Source organism: Thermotalea metallivorans (genome assembly GCF_001562415.1).
Taxonomy (GTDB): Bacteria; Bacillota; Clostridia; order Peptostreptococcales; family Thermotaleaceae; genus Thermotalea; species Thermotalea metallivorans.
In genome coordinates this window covers 33,584-57,383 of record NZ_LOEE01000021.1, presented here as the reverse complement: position 1 = coordinate 57,383, position 23,800 = coordinate 33,584, and the positions used below count along the sequence as shown (strand labels likewise).

The window sequence follows — 23,800 nt, the reverse complement described above, 5'->3', positions numbered from 1 at the left end:
TGATTTTGTCCAATTTATTGCTGTCCAAGGTGATTATGCCCAAGATATTGACTGGCAGCAAAAATGGCAATGATGCTTTTACTGTCCTTAATTTTTCCTTGGAATATCATTTCTATGAGTTGCCCTAATTCATAACTGACAATCTCAATATATTCGTCTTCGTCGGGGTGGGCTTCTCCCTGTGTCAAATCTGTTGCTATAAAAAGATGCATAATTTCATTGGAGAATCCCGGAGAGGAATAGAAGCTAAATAAATATTGCATATTGGCGCTGACATAACCTGTTTCTTCTTGCAATTCTCTATGGGCACATATGGCGGGATTTTCTCCTTTATCCAGTTTTCCTGCAGGTACTTCCAGCAAAGAATCTTCTACGGCTTTGCGAAACTGCTTTACCATGATGATTTTTCCATCATCTGTCATTGGCACGACAACGGCAGCTCCCGGATGTTCAACAATTTCCCTTGTGGAATATTTCTTATCAGGCAATTCCACCGTATCCACCCTAAGGGATATCATCCTTCCCTCGTATATTCTTTTAGAGTTTATTGTATTTTCTCGGATGATCATATTTTTACCTCCCAATTTGCATAATTCTATAGGACAAGTCATAGGATAATATAGTCATACAACGCTAAAGTTTGATTTATGCCTTTATGAAGATAAGCTTTTTATGCAGCAAATGTTTTGTTGCCAGTTGCCAGTCACCAGTACTGGCAGCTGGTGACTTGAAGTTGTAAATCTATATGAAATCATATAAGAAAGGTGAGATGTAAACATGTATAGGGTCATAATGAAAAAACAAATTTATTTTATCGGAAAAATATCTGATCTGTTGGAAATGCTAGAAGACCTGTCCAATCAATATACTACTCTGCAATCGATGATTGATGATCATTTAGCATGTCGATAGCTATTTTCCCACTGAGACCGGCGGCCATAAAAAATTCCTTTTCCTGTTCAAAATTTCTGCCCATGGTTTTTAATTGAATAGGTGAATTTTCAAGGATGTCTTCGATGTCATTACATGCCTGAAATATTAGCCTATGCTTTTTTTTAATACCCGTTCCCTCGAGCTGATGGAGGATAAAGGCATGCTTTCCTTCATCAAAAATAGGTATGCCTACCAAGGCAGCGGTTTTACATATTGTGTCCAATACTGTCAGTGTATGATGACTGATGCCGTAATGCCGTTGCCGCCGGTCTGCAAAACTAATTCTGGGAACAGCAATGGGTATACCTCCCAAATCATTGACGGCATCGATAATATTTCCCTGTTCAATCCCTGTAAATCCAAACTTTGTTCCAGTTCCCACGATGCCCGGCCCCATGGTGACAACGGCCACATGGGCATTGATAATCTCTTTGGCGGCAATTAATCCATTATAGATATTGATACATTCTATATCTCCGCCAAAGGCATGTCCGATGGTGATCGTTCCAGCTATTTTTTGATCTCTCTTTAATTGGTAAACCAAGTTGCTGAAATCCAAGGGCAATGCAGCAGCATCCGTCATGACGTAGGCGATTTTAAGATCCCCATGGAAAAATTTTAGGACTTCAACGATTGCCGGCAGCATGCTGTGGAGGGTTCCGACAATGACCGGCATGGAGTCTAAGGATTGAAATTTATTAAAAATGTCATGATATTTGCTTTCCTGTTCTTCAGCAGCAAATACCTTCAGTTGGAAAGGAGTATACCTTAATTTCATAATATGTCCCCCGGGGGGAAAAGTTCTTTCTGCTTTAGTTATATTTGAGATGACAAAATGGTATCCCCCTGTTCCTAAATTTAAATCTACGGCTGTTGTATTCAACAGCAAAGTATCTCCTATTTCCACGAAACCTGTTAATCGATTATAGTTGATAGCTTTATATCTCTCATTGTCTATCTCAACCATCACTTCCATGGTTGTCTCTTTTTGTGAGATAATTTCTACGGCCTTTCCATATCTTACACTAATCATTTCACAACCTCTTTTCATGATTCAATTGATAAGATCACAACCATTCTCATCTTCCTAACTGATCTAAAAACCTTAACAATTTATTTCTTTCTATAGCTGCTGTCAGGGAATATTTTTCCGTATAGAGATGTAACAGTATCAAAAAAGATAAAATAACCACTCTCGTTGAAAAGTTTGCATAGACACTGGTGATTCCTAGAGAAATGCCTAGTATGTTAGAACCTACATCTCCCATCATGGCCTTTGCTTTTAAATCATAGGGAAAATAAGCAAAGAGGACCCCCAATAAGCCAATGATAAAAAGACGATGGGCGTCGGAAAAAGAGTATAGCAATAGAAGTAAAGCACTCAAAATAAATCCCTTGATGGCTCTGCCCGGTCTTAAGTCCAGTAAATTGATGAAATTAGTGAATAGAGCTATGATCAAAGTATTGATCATGATGTCTAACAAATTACCGCTGACAATGATGCTGACGGTGAAAGCTATAAGCCCTCCAAAAGCAGCTTTGAATCCCCCCGTTGTCAATTTGTTTTGCATTAACGATTTCACATGTCCTTTTAACCCTGTAACATTTCTGTTTCCCAACAGATCATCCAGCAGTCCTGCAATGCCCATGGCAAATACCCCTGTGAGTAGAATCAAATAATCCAGCAAAGAGCTTTGTTTTGCAAAGATGATCAAGATAAGTGTGTTGACTGCTGCTGCCGGTATAAACACCAGTCCCATGCTGACAGGAATTGGTTCTCCTTTATAATTATTCCGTATACACTGGGCATCGATGAGCAAATGCAGAAAAAAGGGTATGAAAAACTTTGTGATTATAAAAGAAGAGATAAAATATAAAATAATCTTTATCATGATTTCATTCCCTCTCTTGATTTCTTTAATAAAACTTTTAGAATCTGATAGAATTGCTTTCCTCTATGGATAAATCCTTTCAGATCTCTTCCCGTTTCCCGATGGGTCATGTTTACTTCAATCTCTTGAATCCTATAGCCTTTCCTCAAAATATCAATAGTCATTCCTATTTCAATGCCATAGTCGGCAGGCAAATTGCCTAAATGTAGTAAGACCTCAGATTTAAATGCTCTTTGCCCCGAAAGTGCACCATGGATGGTATGGCCTGTATAAAATTTCACTCCATATTTGGCCAAACCCTTTACCAGGCCAAATCCTCCTTTTCTTTTGGCTGGAGGAAATTTTGCAATTGTAACATCTGCTTCGTTATTGAGTACGGGTACAATCAATTTATCTACTTCCAGGGCCGTATTTCCCAGATCCGCATCCAGCAATACGATAATTTTGCTCTGATGAATAGACTTGCTGATGCCATAGTTTACGGCATAGCCCTTTCCATAATTTTTAAGCAACCGGTAAACATCAGCTCCAGCTTTGGCAGCAATCTGGGCTGTTTCATCGGTAGAGCCATCATCCACCACAATAATTTTATTTACATATTTTGAAGCTTGAATCGATTGAATTGTATCACCAATTCTATCCTCTTCATTTTTTGCCGGTAAAATCACAGTAATCCATTCTGACACAAACTCATCTCCTATTCAATAGACATAAATTCTTCAGGCATCAATTGCTCTGCAGTTTCTTTTTCACCAAAATGGCCTTCTTTGCCGCTTACCACCATCAACATGGATACTTTTCCTATGATGGTATCCACATTATCTACGGTTGAGATTCTTAGCTTCTTATATTCCGGTATGTTGGAGTAGGCTACACTTAATTTTTCTACTCCAATGACGGGAATATTTCTGTTTTTAATAAAATGAATCATTGGGATCTCGATTGTACTTAAAATTTCTTTGTTTTCCGTAAGGCTTCCCCCAGCGATCACGATATAGTCTGCTGGAAAGGTAAGTCCCCCCGTATCATCTATCATCTTTTTATCTTTTAAATATTGAATCAGTTGAAAATTATTGCCGCTGATAAGGGCATCACAAAAATTTTTTATCAATTGTTTCTGAATTTCTTCCCTGGTTGTTCCCTTCAGCTTCAAATCCTTTGCTATTTCAAAGGCAACTTGGTCATCACGGAGCATAAAGGAGTTTTTGATGAGAATATTGGTGACACTGTGTACCCCTGCTTTTTCAAAAGGTTCTGTGATACCGGAATAAGCATAATCTTCACTGGTTTCAATAATAATAACATCCAGATCTTTTAATTTATTTTTCACCATTTCGGGATAAGCTATATCCATGAACTTTAAAGTTTTTTCCCTTTCAGCATTGAGAAAGTCAATTCTCTGCTGCAACTCATCCTGTTTCGTTTTGAATTCGTCAAATTTAGCCTCCAATTGGCTAACGAGCTGTTGTTGCTGTTCTACAATCAATTCTTGGCCGTCAAGCATGATTCCGATAAAAATTCCTACCCCTATGGCTAAAAATATAGCCACAATGGTGATAACATAATATTTTAAATTAATAATCATCCTATCATCACCCCTTCTACAATTTTACATTCCAAAAATAAATTTCAGTTTAATTTGAAGCAGCTTCAAAAGTTGTTGCACCGGTGGAGACATGATGGCCACAATCAATGTAGGGATCATGGCCCCGATCAGTAGTCCTATCAGATGTTTAATTTTAACACTTTCTTTATATAATTTGCTTACGCCTTTTGCATCAATCAATTTAGAACCCACCTTCAACCTTACAAGGAAAGTACTGGCCATTCCCTTTCTTCCTTTTTCCAAAAAATCCACCATATTGGAATGGGTTCCCAGAGCCACAATCAGATCAGCACCTTTATCGAAAGCAAGGAGCATGGCAATGTCTTCGCTTGTCCCGGGAGCCGGGAAAACAACTGCTTTTTTATTCAAGGCTTCAACCCTTTTTAAACCGGGAGCCCTACCGTCAGGATAGGCATGGACGACGATTTCTTTGCATATAAGGAGACACTTGTCAGAAACACTGTCCATATCTCCCACAATCATATCGGGAACATACCCAAATTCCAGTAGGGCATCCCCTCCGCCGTCAACCCCTATGAGAATAGGATTAAATTCATCTATATAGGATTTTATGGCATGCAAATCTTCTTTATAATTTTGCCCTCTTACCACTACCAACACATGTCTTCCCTGAAAAGAGGTCTTAAATTCAGGAACTTTCAAATTCCCTAGGATAAAATCCTTTTCTTTTTTGGCATACTCTAAGGTATTTTCAATAAATTTCTCCAATTCCTTTTCAAAATTTTTTTCTGTTTCCGCCAATTTCAACTGAATAAGCTCTTCCGTCAAGATTTCTCCTGTGCCGATAAAGTGGCCGTCATGGTAAATTTCGTTGTCAATAATTTCTAAAATATCTCCTTCGTTGATAAAATCAAATATCTCTTGCCCCACATGATCTAATATGGGAATTCCGGCGGCCTGCAAAATGCCGGGGCCTAGGTTGGGGTATCTGCCGCTGATGGACTGATCTGCATTGATGATAAGCTTTGGTTTGCACTGGACCAAAGAATGGGCAGCCACCTCATCTATATCTCTGTGGTTGATTACGGCAATTTCTCCCGGAAGAAGCCTTTTGACAAGGTTTTTTGTTTTCCTATCTTTTCTTGCAATTGATTTTATTAACATAATAACCTCCAACTGGCTTTTCATTCGTAGTATTACTCTTGCATAAAAAAACATACGAATTGATACTATCTTACACTATTGCTTATTATAACACAACTCTATGCCCATGTAAAAAAAGGAACGCTGAAATAAATTCAGTGTTCCTTTTTTTGATTTTTTGCCTATACAGCTTTTTGTTCAATTCTCAATTTATCGGCCACCATGGCAATAAATTCGCTGTTTGTCGGCTTACCTTTATCATTATGTACCGTATATCCAAACAAATTATTGATCGTGTCCACTTTTCCCCTGCTCCAAGCAACTTCTATGGCATGGCGGATGGCCCTTTCTACTCTGCTTGGTGTTGTATTGAACTTTTTGGCAATAGATGGATATAATTCTTTTGTAACGCCATTTAACATTTCAATATTCTCTACCACCATGGTAATGGCTTCCCTAAGATATAGATATCCTTTGATGTGGGCAGGCACGCCAATTTCATGGATGATGTTGGTGATTTCTGCTTCCAAGCTTCTATTTTTGCTTGATGCAGGCACAGAAGTATTGATGAGAAGATCGCTATAGCTTTTCTTTCTTTCTGTTACTGAAACATGATTGCCCATTAATTGCCTGATTCTTGTAAGAAAAACTTCGAAATCAAAGGGCTTTACCACGTAATAGTCTGCACCTAAACTAATGGCCTTCTGTGTAATTTTATCCTGGCCCACTGCAGATAATACAATTACCTTAGGAAATTTCTCCAGATTCATTTCATTTAATTTTTCTAAAACGCCTAAGCCGTCAAGATGGGGCATGATGATATCCAACACCAACACATCCGGTGTCTTTCTGGATACCAGCTCTAGGGCTTCCAATCCATCTTTTGCTATTCCTATAATCTCTAAATCTTCCTGTTTTCCCAAATATGCACTGAGAATGTCACAAAAATCCTTATTGTCATCTGCAAGTAATACTTTAATGTTTTTCACTGAATTACCCCCCTGAAAATCTTTCTATATATTTTATATATCTTTTGCTTTAATCTATTCGACAAAGATACAAAATTTCCTTCCCATCTGGCAAAGAATAGCAAATTTTTTTATGTAAATTCTTTTAAAGTAATAACATACAAAGATTGCCCTGTTGGCACTCTTAGCTTGTAGACAAACCCTTGAGATTTGACTTTCTGTTCAGACCTGCGCCCCTTTTCTAAATAAAAAAGAAAGCCTTCCGTTGGAAGATTGAAAGGAAGACTTTGTTGAAACCCATGACGGAAATTATGACTTATCTACAATTTAGGAAAGCACCTAATTTCCTATGGGTGATAAGGAAAAAAGCGGCTTGCTGATTCGCGACGAAGCCTAAATCTGAAGGGCCCATTACTTTTTCTACAAACTGAGAGTGCCCTGTTGGCACTCTTTTTATTGGGCATTATTTGCGATTTGGCGATGATTATATAACTCTATCCCACATTCATGCAACATCCATTCAATAAAAAGACCGTATCCTTTTGTGGGATCATGAACAAATACATGGGTGACAGCACCAACTAATTTTCCATCCTGGATAATAGGGCTGCCGCTCATTCCTTGGACAATTCCTCCGCTTTTTTCAAGAAGCCTTTGATCAGTCACCCGAATAATCATACTTTTTATTCCCGGATTTTTTTGATAATTCACCTTTTCTATATACACCTCATATTCTTGGACTTCGTCGCTGTCTACAGTCGTTAAAATCGTAGCTTTTCCTTCTTTCACTTGACTTTGGAATCCAATGTCAATTGGTTGGCGATAAATAGGATTTTGAATTTCCTCGTATGCCCTTCCATATATGCCAAAGTGGGTATTTTTTTCAAGGTTCCCAATGGGCTTGCTTGTTTCATAAAAGATTCCCTTGATTTCACCAGGTTTTCCTCGTTTGCCCTGCTGAACAGAGGCTACCCTTGATTTAATCACCTCACCGCTGTTCACAGAAAGCAAAAGTCCTGTGTCAATATCTGTGATTGCATGCCCCAATGCACCAAACTTCATTGTATCAGGATGATAAAAAGTAAGGGTTCCTACCCCTGCTGTTTTATCCCTTACCCATAATCCCAATCGATATTCTCCGTCTTCTGCTGATTTGACCGGAGTTATTTCAACATTGATGAATCTTTCTCCACGTTTGATTTTTAAATATAGCTTCTTATTTTTATTGCTATTGATAATGTTTGTTACATGTTCAGCATCTCTGACCTTTTCATTATTAATTTCAAGGATGCTGTCACCGATATTTAAGCCTGCATGATAACCAGGGTTATATTTTTTTCCATCAATTCCCTCTATCTCCTCCAATCCTACAATTAAAACACCCTTTGTATTCAAACGCACACCGATGGATTGTCCTCCAGGAATTACTTTTACCTTGGGAATAACTTCTACCGTTAAATTTTTAATAGGCACGATGCCTAAAAATTTCAGTTGAATATTTGTTTTTCCTAATTTCAGCGGACTTAGCTGAATGGAATTTGTATCTTTTTTGTCTAAATCTACCAATCGAAGGATATGATTTTTATCATCTTCGCTCATTATTTTTAAAGGAAATTTAATATTTAAAGATTGACTCTCTCCTTCGAAGATTTTCAACTCATTGGGGAATTGAACAATTTCTTTTACTACAAAAACGTAAAATGCAGTCATGAAAACTGCAGCCAGGCAAAGCGAAATGAGGCGCTTTTTTCTGTCAATTTGCAACAAAGATCACACTCCTCTTTTCCCCTTATACTTTTCTTCACCTCCATGGATTAAAATTTTGTGATTCTATAGTTAGCGTAGCCTGTTTTCAAATTTATTATGCTTGATAAATATTGTCATTGACCCCTTAGAAAAGCAGAAAAAAATAGGCTGCAATCAACCTATTTTTTCTTTTTTCTCCTGGATTTTGCTTTTATAATCTTTGCCAAGCTGCAGCATTTCTTTTGCATGCTCTACGGTCAAATCTGTCAAAGAGACGCCGCCTAGCAATCTTGCCAGCTCCATGATGCGGTCTTGATCCTTTAATTGTTTTACCACAGTTTTTGTGCTTCCTTCTCCGGTGTTTTTTTCTATATAAAAGTGCTTGTCTGCCATAAGGGCAATTTGTGGCAAATGGGTGATGCATAGGATTTGATGAGTGCGAGAAATTCTAGCTAATTTTTCACCCACAATCGTTGCTGTCCGACCACTAATCCCTGCATCGATTTCGTCAAAAATAAGGGTAGGAATATTATCGATTTTTGCTAAAATTGTTTTAAAGGCAAGCATGATTCTGGACATTTCCCCACCAGAGACAATCTTTGATAAAGGTTTCAATGGCTCACCGGGATTGGTAGATATCAAAAATTCTATCCGATCGATTCCCTTGGATGTGAAAATATACTGGTTGGATTTATCCAAGGAATAGGAAAAGTCCACCTTGAAAACCACATTCGACATGTTTAAACTGGTTAATTCTTCTGTAATTTTATCTTGTAAACGGCGTGCCGCTTTTTTTCTGATCTCACTTAATTTTTCAGATAAAATACACAATTCTTTTTTTGTTTCATCAATTTTAGAGATAAGCTCCTTTGCAATCTGTTCGCTGTTGATGATTTCTTCCAATTCTTCGAAAATCAGTTGACGATAGGTTAAAATCTCTTCGATTGTCTTCCCGTATTTTCTTTTTAAGTGATTGATAATATCCAATCTTTTTTCAATGTTTTCCAACGCAGCAGGATCAAATTCGATACGATCTTTATAAAGGCGCATATCCCTTGCAACGTCTTGCAGTTTCCATAAAGAATCTTCCAATATCTGATACATATCCGACAGTGTCGGATCAAGGTCTTTTATATGGTTCAGTTCGTTGACAATATGCCCAACGCCGTCCAAGACAGGTTGATACTGTTCATTACCATGATACAGTATCTCATAGGACCTGGAGATAATAGAAAAAATCTTTTCACTATTGGACAGCAAATTTTTTTCTGCCAAAAGAGCTTCTTCTTCTCCTTTTTTTAAATGGCAATCATCAATTTCCTTTAACTGAAATTTCAATAAATCGATTTTTCTTTCTCTTTCCGTTTCATTTCCATAAAGGGAAAACAGCTTTTTTTCTAAGGATTTTAACGTTTGAAACTTATTGGCTACATCCATTTTCAAGGGAGATATTTCCTTTTCACCAAAAGAATCGAGGATATTCATATGATTTTCAGGATAAAGGAGAGACTGATGCTCATGCTGTCCGTGAATATCTATCAAGTATTTGCTGATTTCCCGAACCAGGGCAACGGTGACAATTTTATCATTCATCCTAGAAATGCTTCTACCATTGCTATAAATTTCTCGCGTCAATATCAGGAGTCCATCATCTTCCAAATCAATCCCATGTTCCTTGAATAAATTTTTTAGGCAAGGATGATTGCATTGGAAAATCAGCTGAATCATTGCCTTATCGGCACCGGTTCTTATATAGTTTTTATCTGCTCTTAACCCGATTGCCATGTTTACGGCATCAATGAGTATTGATTTACCTGCACCTGTTTCGCCGGTAAGAACATTCAATCCTTCGGAAAAACTTATTCTCAGTTTTTCTATCAAGGCAAAATTTTCTATGAATACATCCAAGAGCATTCCTATACCTCCGGTTTATTTTATGAGCTTTTTAAATCTATCAACCACCATGCCCACGGCCTCTTGTTCTCGAACAAGTATGAAGATGGTATCGTCTCCGGCAATTGTACCGACAATTTCTTTGATGTCCAATGCATCTACCGCTGCACCTGCCGCATTGGCAGCGCCGGCCAATGTTTTAAGAACTACAATATTGCCCGCACTATCAATGGATAAGATGGAATCCTTAAATATTTTGACCAGCCGATCCGAAATCGCACTTTCCTGTTGTTTTAAAGATGCATACTTATATCGGCCGCTCTTTGCCAGTACCTTAATCAGCCTTAATTCTTTAATATCTCTAGAAACAGTAGCTTGGGTCACATGAATACCGTTTTTTTTCAGATATTCAGCCAATTCTTCCTGGGTCTCGATTTCATGATCTTCAATAATTTCTAATATTTTTGCATGCCTTGAATATTTCATAAGAAACCTCCTGAAAAGAATATTAAATTTTTTATTATATTTATGAATAATTTATCATTGGCACGTAATAACATTATTCTACACAATTCTATTTTATCCTTTATAGGCAAAAAAAATTTTTTACGCAAAAATACAGCCAATGTCAAGCGAAGATAAGCTCCGAAAGGTTATCTTAATTTATAGACAAACCCTTGAGATTTGGCTTCCTGCTCAGATCTGGGCTGCTTTTCTAAAATAAAAAAACAACAAAGTCTTCCGTTGGAAGATTGAAAGGAAGACTTTGTTGAAACCCATGACGGAAATTATGACTTATCTACAATTTAGGAAAGTACATAATTTCCTATGGGTTATAAGGAAAAAGGCAGCTTGCTGATTCGCGACGAAGCCTAAATTTCAAGGGTTCTTTCTTGTCCCATTGTTTTTTCTATAGTCTGAGATAACCTCCGAAAGGTTATCTTTATAGATGTTTATGGGATGCATGAACAACATTCTCTATGAAAGGTTCCAGTTCTATTGAATTTTTCATTTCGTCAACGGTGCCGTTGATCAGATAGGCGAGGTATTCTATGTTTCCTTCCGGCCCCTTAATAGGGGAATAGGATAAGCCTTTTACTGAATATGTATTTTCTATGGCAAAATTTAAAATATTGGAGATTACTTCCTTGTGGACTTTAATATCTTTTACGACACCTTTTTTTCCTACCTTTTCTCTCCCCGCTTCAAATTGGGGTTTGATTAGGCAAACAACTTCTCCTCCGGGCTTCACCAAGGCGTTGACCACAGGCAGTACAAGCTTTAAAGATATGAATGAAACATCAATAGATGCAAAATCAATGGTTTCTGAAAAATCTTCTTTTTTGACATGGCGAATATTGGTACGCTCCATTACAACAACCCGATGATCCTGTCGCAGTTCCCATGCAAGCTGTCCATATCCCACATCAATAGCATATACTTTTTTTGCTCCGTTTTTTAGCATGCAGTCGGTAAAGCCACCCGTAGAGGCACCAATATCCAAAGCAACCAGACCTGTCAGGCTGATGCCAAATTCATGGATTGCTTTTTCAAGTTTGAATCCTCCCCTGCTTACATAGGGTATTGCATTTCCTTTGATTTCAATCTTTGCATCTCCATCTACCTTTGTACCGCATTTATCAATACGCTGATTATCTGCAAATACTAAGCCTGCCATAATTGATTTACGGGCTTTTTCACGGGAATCGAAAAACCCTTTTTCTACTAAGAGGATATCGATTCTATTTTTTTCTCCCATGTATCTTCTCTCCTATTTTTTCATCATTTCGCGGATATGTCCTATGATTCCGTTAATATCCAAACCATAAGCCCTCATAAGATCCTCCGTGTCTCCATGTTCAATAAACTTATCCGGTAAGCCCAGCATCTTAAAATTCTTATGGTTCATTTTTTTTCTACTAAGCAATTCAAGGATCTGACTGCCAAATCCACCTTTTATTAGGTTATCTTCAAGGGTGATAATATTTTCTACATTTAAACATTCGGATATAATTGTATTTTCATCTAAAGGTTTTGCAAACCTGCCGTTAATCACAGTACAATCTATGCCCTCCGCCTTTAGCCTGACGACGGCTTCATAGGCGGCTTTTACCATATTGCCGATGGCAATGATACATACATCTTTACCTCTGATCAATACTTCGGACTGCAAATTAGATACATCATAATCTGAAGATATAGATGAAAAATCGTCACTTTCCCCCCTGGGATAGCGAATTGCCACAGGCCCATTATGATTTATGGCAAAGTGCATCATGCTTTGCAACTCTTTGCCATCCTTCGGGGCCATAATCGTAATGTTGGGTATATGGCTTAGGAAGGATAAATCAAAAATTCCGTGATGGGTTTCTCCGTCATTCCCCACCAAGCCACCCCGGTCTATACAAAAGACTACAGGCAAATTTTGCATGCAAACGTCATGGACAATCTGGTCATAGGCCCGCTGAAGAAAAGTTGAATATACAGCAAATACAGGTCTTAATCCCCTAGTGGCCAGGCCTGCCGCAAAAGTAACAGCATGTTGTTCGGCGATTCCTACATCAAAAAATCGTTCTGGGTATCTTGCAGCAAACGCATTCAACCCGGTTCCGGAAGGCATTGCTGCAGTAATTGCTACAATGCGATCATTTTTTTCAGCCATTTCACATAAAGTATTTCCAAAGATCAGTGAATAACTGATATTCCCATGGGTTGACAATACTTTCCCCGTTTCAATTTTAAAAGGACTTACTCCATGAAACTGATCCGGATTTTTCTCGGCAAAATCATAACCTTTTCCTTTTTTCGTCAATACATGGATAAAGACAGGACCCTTGATGTTTTTGGCTCTATTGAGGACAATGCTCAATTCTTTGATATCATGGCCATTCACCGGTCCTAAATAAGTAAAGCCAAGTTCTTCAAAGATTACGCCGGGAACAAGGAAATATTTCAGACTATCCTTAGCTTTTTCTGCTGTTTTAAATACGGCTTTTCCCACGGCAGGAATTTTATTTAAAAAGTTTTCTACGTCATCTTTTACTTTAAAATAGGTGGGATCTGATCTTAGACGGTTTAAATACTTTGAAAGTCCACCTACGTTTTGGGAAATGGACATTTCATTATCATTTAATATAACGATGAAATCCGTATGGGAATGTCCTGCATGATTTAATGCCTCAAAGGCCATTCCTCCCGTAAGGGCGCCATCCCCTATGACGGAAACAACGGCATATTTTTCACCCAATAGGTCCCGAGCCTTTGCCATACCTAATCCTGCGGAAATAGATGTGCTGCTGTGTCCTGTTTCAAATACATCATGTTCGCTTTCGCTCCGCTTTGGGAATCCGCTTAATCCTTTATATTTTCTCAGGGTATGAAATAAATACTTTCTTCCTGTCAGCAGTTTATGTACATAAGCTTGATGACCTACGTCCCATATGATTTTGTCCTTTGGACTATTAAAAACGCGATGAATGGCTAAGGTAAGCTCTACAACCCCTAGATTTGAGGCCAAATGACCACCGGTTTTTGACACGCTTTCAATTAAAAAACTTCTGATTTCCTTTGCCAAACGCTGTAATTCTAAATCACTTAATTTTTTTATATCTGCAGGTGAATTAATTTGTGCAATAAGTTCTCTCACCTTATTCATCTCTCTTTCTCTTTGGGTTGCAATTTCGTTTTCTATCGGGCAGAAAATCCACACCAAACCTAAAATGAATATAATATAATAACTTTCCTACATAGAAAACGATCTCTTTTGACTTCCGCAGTGCAATTTCTTTGGCAATGGCTTTTCCTCCCACGGTAAAAGCCGCCACTATGCCGCTAAGAAATACAGAAAGCAAGGACATGTTGATTGTGCTGGTGGTACTCAGTTTGATGATAATAATGGCACTGGCAGCCCCACTGATGATACCGCAAATATCACCAATCACGTCATTACAGAAATTTGCTACAGGACCGGCATTTCTGACTAATTTAACTGCAAATTTTGCACCCGTCATTTTATTCGCTGCCATGGAGTGAAAGGGTGTCTCCCTGGCTGATGCCACGGCAATACCAATCAAGTCAAAAATGATACCTGTAAAAACGATGATAATCAGTATGGCAAAAGCAATGAATATGTTTACATTCCGCAATATAGTTTCAGAGACAAAGCTCATGCCCACCGCTAAAAAAAATGTCCATACACTGATGAGTATTACCCATCTGATATTATATAAACGGAACCCGGTTCTAAAATTTCTATTTTTTCTATGGGATATTTTCTTGGTTTGTATTTTCATGTATATTCTCACCTATAAAACATTCAATAAGATAATAAATCTTTATAAAGGCTGATAGCATACAGCTAGAGTCTGCAGACAAACCCTTGAGATTTGGCTTTCCGCTCAGAGCTGCACCGCTTTTTTAAAAAAAAGAAAAAAGCGCCTTGCTAATTCTCGGCGAAGCCTAAATCTCAAGGGTTCATCAGCATGATTGTCTTATCTTTCGTCTGAACTGATTGCATCAGCATCGGCTTTTCTATAATCCATGAAAATGATGAACAATAAAATTTTTTCTTATGCAAATCTATCTTATGATGCAGGAAGTGGCAGCATATTGAGTAAATTTTGCGGCTTAGGTCTAGTAGGCTTTCCCAAATGGGTACTGGTTTGTCGCCAAATCAGCGGTTTCCCTTTAAATCCATTTTTACCCTGTCGCCAAAGGTAAGACTAGATTGCCACTGAGTCCGCACTGTAATCCCCAATATGCCTCCAAAGGAACAGTCTAGGAGTTTTCCTCGACAGCCAAACCATTTCCTAGCCTCTTTTGCAGAAAAGGTTTCGAATAGCAATAGTATCATACCCATTGGCCGATAGGCATCATACCTGCAATCTATTATCCACCAAATCCCACTCAAGGCAGGCTACGCTGCATGTAGCACACAATCGTCAAGAATTGGTACCACCCTGCAGGTTTATCCTAAAATACGGACAGGGTCCTTCTTTTAGGTCTCCACGGTGAGAGGGTCATCGCCCACATGCCATTGTGGATCGCCCCCTTCACCTTACTCCCAGCACCGACCCCCGACTGGGCGTCGGCAGCCGAAACCAGGAACTTCATCGATGTGCCCTTCGACGGATTTTTAGCCCCGCCTTCAGAAATGGCAGTACTGACTAGAATACTGCGCCACTTCCTGTCTCTGCCATGGTCTTTATAAGCCAGATAATATTATAGCATAGTTTACATATGAATTCAAATCATCAGGTTGGCGATAATGATCCCGAGAATAGCACCGGCAAAAACTTCGAAAGGAGTATGTCCTATCAATTCTTTCAATCGCTGTTCCCCAATGGGTTTATGATGATGTCGATCTTCAATGATTTTGTTTAATATAATTGCTTGTTTGCCTACGGCTCTTCTAACACCGGATGCATCGTACATGATAATTAATGCAAAAGATAATGCGATGGCATAGGGAATGGAATCCCACCCGCTTTTTAACCCTACGGCTGTTGACAAACCCATTACTAAAGACGAATGGGAACTGGGCATGCCCCCTGATCCCACAAACCTGTACAGATTTAGCTTTTTATCTTTTATGAGGGTATAAATTACCTTCAATGTTTGTGCGACAAACCAAGATACCAAGGCCACAATAAAAACTTGGTTCTTTGCCATTTGCTCTAAAAACAGCACTTTTCTACCTCCTCCATCTAATAGTCCCTTTTTACCAAATAATCGGCAAGTCGAATAAAAAATTCTGCCTTTTCATGATATTGTTCCATTGCTGATACACTCTTATGAAAAAGCTCCTGAACTTTCTGTACGGACTTTTCCATACCATGGATAGATGGATAAGTAGCTTTTTGGTTTTCTATATCACTGCCCACTTTTTTGCCTAGCTTCTCTTCGTTGCCAACGATATCTAATATATCGTCGGTGATTTGAAAGCCTAAGCCTACATTTTTTCCATATTCCGTAAGGCAGGCCATCATGGTTTCGTCAGCTCCTCCAATCATCGCCCCTGCTCGAATGGAGGCAATGATGAGGGCGGCAGTTTTATGAAGATGTATGAAATCCAAAGTTTCACCATCAATCTGTTTGTTTTCTGATAGCAAATCGATTACTTGCCCGCCAATCATGCCGTAAATTCCTGAGGCTGAAGCAATTTCATACATGGCTGCAACCTTTCGTTCCCAGTTCACCGGATTTTGCAATATAGCCTTCAACATAAGCTCATAAGCATAGTTTAAGAGTCCGTCGCCGGCAAGAATTGCAATCCCTTCCCCATATACTTTATGGTTTGTTAGCTTGCCCCTTCGGAAATCATCGTTGTCCATGGCCGGCAAGTCATCATGAATTAAAGAATACGTATGAATCATTTCAATTGCACAGCAAAAGGGCAATACATCTTCTATCTTTCCATCAGCAAATTCGCATGCTGCCAACATAAGAATCGGTCTTAATCTTTTTCCTCCAGCAAATACACTGTATCGCATGGATTCAAAAATAATATCCTGGCAGTTTTTTTCTTTCGGCAGGTACTGTTCCAAGGCGTCGTCAATAATTTTTAGTTTGGCATCTAATATATCTTTTAAGTCCATATTATTCCCCCTTAAAATCCTTAAAGTCTACTTCTTCGTACTTTTCCCCATCTCCCTTGATCAGTATGGTTATTTTTTGCTCCGTTTTTTCTAATATTTCATTACAGCATTTATATAAACGAATTCCTTCTTCATATAAAGACAAAGTTTCATTCAAGGTCAAGCTTCCTTCGTCTAAAAGATTTACGATTTCCTCAAGACGCTTGATTGCATCTTCAAAGGATACATCTTTTTCCTTGCATTTGTTTTCTGAAATTTTCAATGCCTTCTTCCCCCTTATGAATGTCCGCAACTGTACATAATAATTTGCCGTCAGTTAACATAATATGAATATCGTCACCTAATTTTACTTGATCTACTGAACAAAGGTTATTTTTGTTTTTCCCATCATAGGCAATGGCATATCCTCTAAACAAAGTAGAAAGAGGATTTAGTACTTCCAGCTTATATCCACTAGCCATGAGTCTGTTTTTCTTTTTTTCGAATATATTCTCCACGTTATTCTGCAAATCCCTGCATAATGCATCCAGGTGCTGTTGTTCTTCCCTCAGTCTGCTGTCAAGTAAATTATCCATTCTGTCCTTCCCAAAATTTTGAAGATAGTTTTTCTTTTCTTTTATTTGATGCAAAAGGGTTAGGTTTAGGTAGTTTCGATATCCTTCCAATGTATTTTTCAGTTCTCCATAATAGGGTACGGCCATCTCTGCTGCAGCAGAAGGGGTAGGCGCTCTTAAATCTGCTACAAAATCACTAATTGTAAAATCTGTTTCATGGCCTACGGCAGAAATAATGGGTATTCGTGAGGCGAAAATACTTCGTGCAACAATTTCTTCGTTGAAAGCCCATAGTTCTTCTATGGAGCCTCCACCTCTGCCAAGAATAATGATATCGATATTTTTTAAACAATTTAATCGATGAATGGCCTGGGAGATTTCTCCACTGGCAGTTTCCCCTTGCACCAAAACAGGATATATCAGAATATCCACCGTAGGATTTCTTCTTTGAATCACAGAAATGATGTCGCGAATGGCTGCTCCCGTAGGGGATGTAATTACAGCAATCTTTTTAGGGAACCGTGAAATTTTTTTCTTATGGGAGATGTCAAAAAGACCCTCTTGCTCCAGTCTGCGCTTCAACTGTTGAAATGCCAGATAGAGAGATCCGATGCCATCGGGTTCCATTTCACGGATATACATCTGATATTGGCCATCTCTTTCATAGACAGAAATATATCCTTTGACAATCACGTTTAACCCTTCTGTGATGGTGTATTTTAATTTAGAGAAATTCTCTCTAAACATGATGCAGTTCACTTTACTTTTTTCGTCTTTCAAAGAAAAATACGCATGGCCGCTGTTGTGTACCTTGAAATTGGAAACCTCTCCCCGAAGATGGATATTGCTTAATATAGGATCTGAGGATAAAATTCTTTTCACATATTGATTTAACTCAGAAACACTTAAAGCCCTTATTTTCATTTCATCATTGCCGCCTTTAATGTATTTTGCAACAGCATGGCAATGGTCATGGGCCCGACGCCGCCAGGCACGGGGGTAAGCCATGAAGCAATTTTTTCTACTTCATTAAAATTCACGTCTCCTACCAGCTTATCCTCCACTACCCTTGTACCAGCATCGATAACGATAGCTCCTTCTTTTACCATGTTCCCTCGGACAAGATTAGGAATTCCTGCGGCAGAAACAAGGATATCAGCCGATCTTACATGGGAGGTCAAATCCTTTGTCTTGGAATGACATATGGTGACAGTAGCATTTTCCCTCAAAAGCAGCATGGCCGTCGGTTTTCCTACAATATTGCTCCTGCCGATTACAACGGCATGTTTGCCAGATATGGGGACACCCGTATATTTGATTAATTCAATGATTCCTTTTGGGGTACATGGAATCAAACTATCTTCTCCTAAAAAAAGACGCCCGTGATTGATGGCATGAAATCCGTCAATATCCTTGGAAGGCAATATCCGTTCGTTGACCATTCTCTCATCGATGCCCGGAGGAAGGGGCAACTGCACCAATATACCATGGATTTTTTCATCATCGTTTAGTTCGTCTATAATTTTCAGCAGTTCTTCTTGGGTAATTGTTCCTGGCAATTTAAATGATTTAGAGTACATTCCTACACTTTCGCAGGCCTTTTCCTTCATGGATACATATACATGGGAGGCTTCATCATCTCCTGCAATAATTACTGCCAAACCCGGTATGATTCCCTTGCTTTTCTGCAAGGCCTTGATGTCATTGGCTATTTTTTCTTTTATTTCCTTAGAAAGTTTTTTACCATCCAATATTTTAGCAGTCATAAAATCACCCTCCAGTTATAGATTGTTTTCCAATCCCAACAATGCTGTTCCAATGGCATGGTCAGTACAATACTTTGCATCTCCAAAATAGATCTGAATATTTTTTTTTCTAAGGCTTTTGTTCAAATGCTTCCGCAGATAGGTGCTGGAAGCCACACCGCCTATCATCAATACTTGTTTCAAACCGGTCATTGCACATGTATGGGCAACAGCCTTTTCCAAAGATACGGATATACATTGAAACACCGCCTTTGCAACCTTACCTGCATCCATATGCTTTTCAATGGATCTTGCGGCCATTGTTTCAGGCCCGGAGAAGTTGATATGGCTGCCTTTCACAGATACAGGGAGGCTAAAATCATTTTCTTCTGCTGCTTCCGCCATACCGTCCAAATATTTTCCGGCAGGGAAATTGAGCCCCAGCTTTACGCCGATACGATCAATTAGTTGTCCAGCGCTGATATCTTTGGTTCCGCCTAAGATTTGAATATGATAGCCCCTGCCATGTTTTTTTTCTACTCCCAATATCTCCGTGGTTCCACCGGAAGTATGAACAGCAATAAACCTTTCTCCTAAGGATTCTCCAATGGACCACTCTGCTGCTTTGATATGATTTTCCTGATGACTGAATTCCACATAGGGGCAATTGAGAACATGGGCTAAGGTTTTTCCAAAGGACACTCCTACGCTAAAAACCGGCATGTATGAACCTTCCACAGGTCTGGGCCTGCTGCTGGCGCTGACTTTTTTTATGTGCCGGCAATCGATATATTTCGAAATATTCTCAAATAAGGCGGGGATGGTCAAAACATGTTGAAAGAGGGCATCCGACTGTCTTAATCCCCTCTCCCCTTTCTTCACTTCCAGCAGTTTTCTGTTTTCATAAATTAATTTTTCCTTTTCATCAATAATCGCAACGGATGTTGTATAATTGCTCGTATCAATCCCTAAATAATATTGTTTCATAATGATCACTTCTTCTCCACAAGACTGCCTAAAATTCCATTAATAAAGCTACCCGAATGGTCTGTACTATACTTTTTGGCCAATTCTACGGCTTCGTTAATAGCAACACTCTCGGGAATATCCTCTCGATAAAATATTTCCGCAACGGCCAGTCTTAATATAGCCGCATCCACCTTGGGCATCCTATCTAATTTCCATTCAAAGGCATGCTGCTCAATTTTTTGATCAATTGCTGCTTTATGTTCCAGGTATTTTCCTGCTACATCCCGGATATATGTATTTTGTTGTTCATCATCGGGCAATTCGCCAATAAAGCGATCAATGATTTCTTCGGAAAAATCTCCCTGTATATCCATTTGATAAATTAATTTCATAGTCATTTCTCGGGCTAATTTTCTACTCATTGATATCCTCCTAGTTGTACAAATCTCTTTATTGATGCTTGATGTTCTTTTCAATATTGTGACTCAAAATAGGATATGTATATGTATGTAAAATTTATTTTAAATTTCCCGGTGGCAATATTCTATCCAGAAACTCCCATAAATCTTCTTTATTATCAATCTTTTTGCCAATAACATAGCCTATATAGATACACACGCCTATAAATATAGTCTTGAGGATGCCGATAAAAATCACCAATAAGCTAAATACCAAACCTGTAAGCATGCCCACCATCTTTCCCCAATGGTGCCACAGCACGTCCATGATTTTTTCTTTATTGATTATCATACCCCTCATATCTCTATTCTACCCTTCCCTTACTGATTGAAGCAATATCCTCTATGCTTACTTTTATTTCTCTTACCTCAATGCCTGTATATTGCTCGATATAATTTTTGATGGTTTGCTGCACTTTTACCGTTGTTTCAGGAATGTTGGCATCCGGTGCCGCAAAAGCGGTAATATGGATCATAATTCCTTCGGCAAGGGGATACACGGCGGCACGAATATCCCGAAGACCTGATATTTCTCTGGCAGATCTTTGGGCCATACTTTCGATCGTATGCAAAGAAATTTTTATCTCACCATAGGATGTATGCCTTATGATCCCTTTATTTTTTGATGTGTTTACCCGCAAGCCGGAGATAAGAAATCGGGCACTGACGGCTAGAAAAATTCCAGGAATTATCACATATTTCCAGTCAAACTTGTAAATGTTTAATATGTGGCTTGTCCACCAATAGGCATCTTCATAAAAGGGCACAAACAGAAGAAAAAAGGAAAATATACCAATAATCAGGCTGTATATGGTCAAAAAGATTCGATCCAGCATGTTCATACAAAAACCCCTTTCTTAAAACATTGAAACTAACCCTCTGAGCAATCAGAGGGTTAGTTTCAATGTTTATTTTACTCTTTGTATAATTTCTTCGTCTTTGTTGTCTTTCTCAAGATTTACACCCTGCACATGAATATTTACTTCTACAACCTTCAATCCGGTCATGGTTTCAACTGCCTTTTTTACACTTTCTTGGATTTGCCAGGAGACATCTGGAATCTTTACGCCATATTCCACGATGATAAATAAGTCGACAGCCGCTTCTTTTTCTCCGACTTCAACCTTTACTCCTTTTGATAAATTCTTTCTTCCCAGCATCTCTGCAATGCCACCGGCGATGCCGCCGCTCATGCCTGCAACACCCGGCACTTCTGTAGCAGCAAGCCCAGCGATAATTCCTACCACTTCATCTGCTATTTTTATTTGACCGTATTCCGGGTTCTCTAGATTATGATTGACCATTGCTACACCCCCAGCATCTATGAATGCAAATATCTATAGAATATTATACCAAATGCATATTTGATTTACAAATCCAACTAGAATTTATTTAATATTTTTATATTATCGAAAGGAACTTTTGTTTCCCGCATAACGATATCTAAAATTTTTGCTACATCTGAATCTGTCAGCTTTTCAGCTTCTACGATTACATTGACGGAATTGTCCGTAATAAATACAAGGGCTTCCTCAAAGCCTTTTGCCTTGATGAGATTTTCAATAATTTTTTCTTTGTTCATAATGTCAATTAATTTTAGTTTTTGGTCGTTGGCTGCTTTTCTATTATCTTCATCGGTCATTTCATTGTTGATCATTTCATTGAGCAGGCCTACAATTTTTTCCCTTTCGATTGAAGTATTCAATCGGGCTTCCATAAAATAATTGGTCCTTTTTATATTTTTACTGCTGGTTATGGAACTTTCAATATTGGCACTTGTCATGGAGACGAGATCCTTTGCTTGATTTTGGGTACTGTCAATCACTGCCACACCAGCATCCGATGGATCTGCACTCTGCGTATTTTGCAACTGCTCACCGGTTTCCTCATTTTTTCCGTCTGTTTCATTTTCTAAGTGAACCTCGGATAACTTTATTTCTTCATATCGGGCAAATTCTGAGGACGTTTCCAACAAAGAATATTTATTGATCGCATAATTAAGATAGCTGACAAAACACAATACTGCCACCAAAGATAAAATGAAATAATTTCTTCTTTTCAATTTTAACATAACGGTTTCCCCCTCAAACTATTTTTTTTCGTACACCATTACTTTATGAGCAGGAATTTGAAAAATTGTTTTTACTGCTTCGATTAATTCGGTTTTTACCGCAATATCCCCTGCACCTTCTGCCACAACGACGACACCACGGATTTGCGGTTTTATTTCCTTCAAAACAATCACCTGACCTGCGGTGCCATTGGATGAGGTTATGATGCTTTCACTCTGATCTTCCTGCTTTGTCGTCCTAGTCCCTCCTTGGGCATCTTTTTCTTCTGTCAATTGGCTGGATCGGGTGGTATTAATGGCAGGCACCACTTCCGAAGTGCTTTCATAAGTAATCATGACTTCAACTTCTCCTACGCCCCTGATTTGACTTAAAATATGTTTTAGCTGCTGTTCTACACTGTCTTGATATGCCGATTTTTCAATTTCTTCTTGATTGACGGTACCTACCAGTTTGCTTTCCGATGTATTTTTACTTTTTGGAAAAAAAACATCCCATGACAACAAGGCAATCATACATAGAATCATCAATGCAATGAGATTATATATTATTTTTTTATAGTTGGAATTGTTGATCATATCCTTAAACTTTTCAAACCCTCTCATTGTCTTTTCCCCCTTGATCTTTTAACGACTTGTCTTATATACACTAATATTAATATTATCTTTGTCTATATCATAGAACTTAGAAATGTTATTTTTTATATCAGAAACCAGATCATCTTCATAGGAAGCGGCAGAGGTAACTTTTTCCTGGGTTCCGTTTACCTGGACGGTTATTTTTTCCACGGGTTTTATTCCATTTTCAGATCGTCCGTCGGTCTTTGCATCCATATGGGAAATCACCATAGATATTTTTTTTATCTTTCCAAATTCTTTGCTCCCCCGATTCTCTTCAATCTCTATTGTTGCATGGACAACCTGCCTGCCGAATTCATATTTCATTTTTTCTTTCAGATGTTCCAAAATTTTCAATTTATATACGGAAAGTATTTGTTGATCCTGAAAGTTTTGAAATTTATCGATACGCTGAGATAAAGCTTGTCTTTCAACGATGGCAGAGGATTTAAAAATTTCATCCTGTATGTTCATTTTTCCACGGACCAACTCCAGAATAGGATTTAATATTACTAAAATCACTAGTAATCCCACAACCATTTTTATATATTTTTTCATACTGCTATTGGGAAGCAGCATTTCAACAAATGCGATAAATATAACTACCGTGACAATATTCAATGTCCATGTTCTCAAAAATGGAACCATAT

General features: G+C 38.4%; 26 protein-coding genes. All 26 read right to left on the bottom strand.

What is annotated here, in order from left to right; all coding sequences use genetic code 11:
* Nucleotides 1-14: 14 nt before the first annotated feature.
* Nucleotides 15-569, bottom strand: coding sequence for an NUDIX hydrolase (locus tag AN619_RS04005; RefSeq protein WP_068555188.1), 555 nt, complete (start codon nucleotides 567-569; stop codon nucleotides 15-17).
* A gap of 299 nt (nucleotides 570-868) precedes the next feature.
* Complete coding sequence (locus AN619_RS04000) at nucleotides 869-1,966, bottom strand: DUF3866 family protein (protein ID WP_068555187.1); 1,098 nt, start codon at nucleotides 1,964-1,966, stop codon at nucleotides 869-871.
* A 46-nt stretch (nucleotides 1,967-2,012) separates the two neighbouring features.
* Nucleotides 2,013-2,825, bottom strand: a complete 813-nt coding sequence (locus AN619_RS03995) for an MraY family glycosyltransferase (RefSeq protein ID WP_068555186.1) — start codon at nucleotides 2,823-2,825, stop codon at nucleotides 2,013-2,015.
* Nucleotides 2,822-3,511: a glycosyltransferase family 2 protein gene (locus AN619_RS03990; RefSeq protein ID WP_068555185.1), complete on the bottom strand. Its 690-nt coding sequence runs from the start codon at nucleotides 3,509-3,511 to the stop codon at nucleotides 2,822-2,824. The genes AN619_RS03995 and AN619_RS03990 overlap by 4 nt, the downstream gene beginning before the upstream one ends.
* 11 nt (nucleotides 3,512-3,522) lie before the next feature.
* Nucleotides 3,523-4,410, bottom strand: a complete 888-nt coding sequence (locus AN619_RS03985; RefSeq protein WP_068555184.1) for a copper transporter — start codon at nucleotides 4,408-4,410, stop codon at nucleotides 3,523-3,525.
* Between the two features lie 24 nt (nucleotides 4,411-4,434).
* Nucleotides 4,435-5,556 carry a putative cytokinetic ring protein SteA gene (gene steA, locus AN619_RS03980; RefSeq protein ID WP_068555183.1) on the bottom strand — a complete coding sequence of 374 codons (1,122 nt, stop codon included), beginning with the start codon at nucleotides 5,554-5,556 and terminating at the stop codon, nucleotides 4,435-4,437.
* Between the two features lie 161 nt (nucleotides 5,557-5,717).
* The gene (gene spo0A, locus AN619_RS03975; RefSeq protein WP_068555182.1) at nucleotides 5,718-6,524 is read right to left on the bottom strand and encodes a sporulation transcription factor Spo0A; all 807 of its coding nucleotides are present in this window, start codon (nucleotides 6,522-6,524) and stop codon (nucleotides 5,718-5,720) included.
* Between the two features lie 432 nt (nucleotides 6,525-6,956).
* On the bottom strand, nucleotides 6,957-8,270 hold the full coding sequence (gene spoIVB / locus AN619_RS03970; protein WP_242867318.1) for a SpoIVB peptidase: 1,314 nt from the start codon (nucleotides 8,268-8,270) through the stop codon (nucleotides 6,957-6,959).
* 153 nt (nucleotides 8,271-8,423) lie between these two features.
* On the bottom strand, nucleotides 8,424-10,163 hold the full coding sequence (recN, locus tag AN619_RS03965; RefSeq protein WP_068555181.1) for a DNA repair protein RecN: 1,740 nt from the start codon (nucleotides 10,161-10,163) through the stop codon (nucleotides 8,424-8,426).
* A gap of 15 nt (nucleotides 10,164-10,178) precedes the next feature.
* The gene (locus AN619_RS03960) at nucleotides 10,179-10,628 is read right to left on the bottom strand and encodes an arginine repressor (protein ID WP_068555180.1); all 450 of its coding nucleotides are present in this window, start codon (nucleotides 10,626-10,628) and stop codon (nucleotides 10,179-10,181) included.
* 457 nt (nucleotides 10,629-11,085) lie between these two features.
* On the bottom strand, nucleotides 11,086-11,901 hold the full coding sequence (locus AN619_RS03955) for a TlyA family RNA methyltransferase (protein ID WP_068555179.1): 816 nt from the start codon (nucleotides 11,899-11,901) through the stop codon (nucleotides 11,086-11,088).
* Nucleotides 11,902-11,913: 12 nt separating this feature from the next.
* Nucleotides 11,914-13,797, bottom strand: coding sequence for a 1-deoxy-D-xylulose-5-phosphate synthase (gene dxs / locus AN619_RS03950; protein ID WP_068555178.1), 1,884 nt, complete (start codon nucleotides 13,795-13,797; stop codon nucleotides 11,914-11,916).
* On the bottom strand, nucleotides 13,790-14,434 hold the full coding sequence (locus AN619_RS03945) for a hypothetical protein (protein WP_198153232.1): 645 nt from the start codon (nucleotides 14,432-14,434) through the stop codon (nucleotides 13,790-13,792). Before AN619_RS03945 ends, dxs begins: the two co-directional genes overlap by 8 nt.
* A 952-nt stretch (nucleotides 14,435-15,386) precedes the next feature.
* Nucleotides 15,387-15,830 (bottom strand): divergent PAP2 family protein, encoded by a 444-nt coding sequence (locus AN619_RS03935; protein WP_242867316.1) that lies wholly within the window; start codon nucleotides 15,828-15,830, stop codon nucleotides 15,387-15,389.
* A gap of 17 nt (nucleotides 15,831-15,847) precedes the next feature.
* Nucleotides 15,848-16,738, bottom strand: coding sequence for a polyprenyl synthetase family protein (locus AN619_RS03930; protein ID WP_068555176.1), 891 nt, complete (start codon nucleotides 16,736-16,738; stop codon nucleotides 15,848-15,850).
* Between the two features lies 1 nt (nucleotide 16,739).
* Complete coding sequence (locus tag AN619_RS03925) at nucleotides 16,740-17,000, bottom strand: exodeoxyribonuclease VII small subunit (RefSeq protein WP_242867314.1); 261 nt, start codon at nucleotides 16,998-17,000, stop codon at nucleotides 16,740-16,742.
* Nucleotides 16,954-18,300 (bottom strand): exodeoxyribonuclease VII large subunit, encoded by a 1,347-nt coding sequence (gene xseA, locus AN619_RS03920; protein ID WP_330382019.1) that lies wholly within the window; start codon nucleotides 18,298-18,300, stop codon nucleotides 16,954-16,956. The genes AN619_RS03925 and xseA overlap by 47 nt, the downstream gene beginning before the upstream one ends.
* Nucleotides 18,213-19,058 carry a bifunctional methylenetetrahydrofolate dehydrogenase/methenyltetrahydrofolate cyclohydrolase FolD gene (gene folD, locus AN619_RS03915; RefSeq protein ID WP_068555174.1) on the bottom strand — a complete coding sequence of 282 codons (846 nt, stop codon included), beginning with the start codon at nucleotides 19,056-19,058 and terminating at the stop codon, nucleotides 18,213-18,215. The genes xseA and folD overlap by 88 nt, the downstream gene beginning before the upstream one ends.
* 15 nt (nucleotides 19,059-19,073) lie before the next feature.
* Complete coding sequence (locus tag AN619_RS03910; protein ID WP_157064895.1) at nucleotides 19,074-20,024, bottom strand: Kae1-like domain-containing protein; 951 nt, start codon at nucleotides 20,022-20,024, stop codon at nucleotides 19,074-19,076.
* A gap of 5 nt (nucleotides 20,025-20,029) precedes the next feature.
* Nucleotides 20,030-20,428, bottom strand: coding sequence for a transcription antitermination factor NusB (gene nusB, locus AN619_RS03905; protein WP_068555172.1), 399 nt, complete (start codon nucleotides 20,426-20,428; stop codon nucleotides 20,030-20,032).
* A 94-nt stretch (nucleotides 20,429-20,522) separates the two neighbouring features.
* Entirely contained in the window at nucleotides 20,523-20,765 is a 243-nt protein-coding gene (locus AN619_RS03900) for a DUF2273 domain-containing protein (protein ID WP_242867312.1), read from the bottom strand.
* A 4-nt stretch (nucleotides 20,766-20,769) separates the two neighbouring features.
* Complete coding sequence (gene amaP, locus AN619_RS03895; protein ID WP_068555171.1) at nucleotides 20,770-21,306, bottom strand: alkaline shock response membrane anchor protein AmaP; 537 nt, start codon at nucleotides 21,304-21,306, stop codon at nucleotides 20,770-20,772.
* Between the two features lie 66 nt (nucleotides 21,307-21,372).
* Nucleotides 21,373-21,768, bottom strand: a complete 396-nt coding sequence (locus AN619_RS03890; protein ID WP_068555170.1) for an Asp23/Gls24 family envelope stress response protein — start codon at nucleotides 21,766-21,768, stop codon at nucleotides 21,373-21,375.
* A 77-nt stretch (nucleotides 21,769-21,845) separates the two neighbouring features.
* Nucleotides 21,846-22,535: a SpoIIIAH-like family protein gene (locus AN619_RS03885; protein WP_068555169.1), complete on the bottom strand. Its 690-nt coding sequence runs from the start codon at nucleotides 22,533-22,535 to the stop codon at nucleotides 21,846-21,848.
* Nucleotides 22,536-22,553: 18 nt separating this feature from the next.
* Nucleotides 22,554-23,138 carry a stage III sporulation protein AG gene (gene spoIIIAG, locus AN619_RS03880; protein WP_068555168.1) on the bottom strand — a complete coding sequence of 195 codons (585 nt, stop codon included), beginning with the start codon at nucleotides 23,136-23,138 and terminating at the stop codon, nucleotides 22,554-22,556.
* A gap of 21 nt (nucleotides 23,139-23,159) precedes the next feature.
* On the bottom strand, nucleotides 23,160-23,798 hold the full coding sequence (spoIIIAF, locus tag AN619_RS03875) for a stage III sporulation protein AF (protein WP_068555167.1): 639 nt from the start codon (nucleotides 23,796-23,798) through the stop codon (nucleotides 23,160-23,162).
* Between the last annotated feature and the right edge of the window lie 2 nt (nucleotides 23,799-23,800).

Bases quoted from the DNA above. Each gene is read 5' to 3' on its own strand.
- AN619_RS03900 (WP_242867312.1), bottom strand. From the start codon at position 20,765: ATGAGGGGTATGATAATCAATAAAGAAAAAATCATGGACGTGCTGTGG.
- AN619_RS03930 (WP_068555176.1), bottom strand. From the start codon at position 16,738: ATGGACTTAAAAGATATATTAGATGCCAAACTAAAAATTATTGACGAC.
- AN619_RS03890 (WP_068555170.1), bottom strand. From the start codon at position 21,768: ATGGTCAATCATAATCTAGAGAACCCGGAATACGGTCAAATAAAAATA.
- xseA (WP_330382019.1), bottom strand. From the start codon at position 18,300: ATGGCTTACCCCCGTGCCTGGCGGCGTCGGGCCCATGACCATTGCCAT.
- AN619_RS03960 (WP_068555180.1), bottom strand. From the start codon at position 10,628: ATGAAATATTCAAGGCATGCAAAAATATTAGAAATTATTGAAGATCAT.
- recN (WP_068555181.1), bottom strand. From the start codon at position 10,163: ATGCTCTTGGATGTATTCATAGAAAATTTTGCCTTGATAGAAAAACTG.
- AN619_RS03985 (WP_068555184.1), bottom strand. From the start codon at position 4,410: ATGATTATTAATTTAAAATATTATGTTATCACCATTGTGGCTATATTT.
- AN619_RS03945 (WP_198153232.1), bottom strand. From the start codon at position 14,434: ATGAAAATACAAACCAAGAAAATATCCCATAGAAAAAATAGAAATTTT.
- folD (WP_068555174.1), bottom strand. From the start codon at position 19,058: ATGACTGCTAAAATATTGGATGGTAAAAAACTTTCTAAGGAAATAAAA.
- nusB (WP_068555172.1), bottom strand. From the start codon at position 20,428: ATGAGTAGAAAATTAGCCCGAGAAATGACTATGAAATTAATTTATCAA.
- steA (WP_068555183.1), bottom strand. From the start codon at position 5,556: ATGTTAATAAAATCAATTGCAAGAAAAGATAGGAAAACAAAAAACCTT.
- spoIIIAF (WP_068555167.1), bottom strand. From the start codon at position 23,798: ATGGTTCCATTTTTGAGAACATGGACATTGAATATTGTCACGGTAGTT.
- AN619_RS03910 (WP_157064895.1), bottom strand. From the start codon at position 20,024: ATGAAACAATATTATTTAGGGATTGATACGAGCAATTATACAACATCC.
- spoIIIAG (WP_068555168.1), bottom strand. From the start codon at position 23,138: ATGAGAGGGTTTGAAAAGTTTAAGGATATGATCAACAATTCCAACTAT.
- AN619_RS04005 (WP_068555188.1), bottom strand. From the start codon at position 569: ATGATCATCCGAGAAAATACAATAAACTCTAAAAGAATATACGAGGGA.
- dxs (WP_068555178.1), bottom strand. From the start codon at position 13,797: ATGAATAAGGTGAGAGAACTTATTGCACAAATTAATTCACCTGCAGAT.
- AN619_RS03995 (WP_068555186.1), bottom strand. From the start codon at position 2,825: ATGATAAAGATTATTTTATATTTTATCTCTTCTTTTATAATCACAAAG.
- amaP (WP_068555171.1), bottom strand. From the start codon at position 21,306: ATGAACATGCTGGATCGAATCTTTTTGACCATATACAGCCTGATTATT.
- AN619_RS04000 (WP_068555187.1), bottom strand. From the start codon at position 1,966: ATGATTAGTGTAAGATATGGAAAGGCCGTAGAAATTATCTCACAAAAA.
- AN619_RS03885 (WP_068555169.1), bottom strand. From the start codon at position 22,535: ATGTTAAAATTGAAAAGAAGAAATTATTTCATTTTATCTTTGGTGGCA.
- AN619_RS03955 (WP_068555179.1), bottom strand. From the start codon at position 11,901: ATGGGAGAAAAAAATAGAATCGATATCCTCTTAGTAGAAAAAGGGTTT.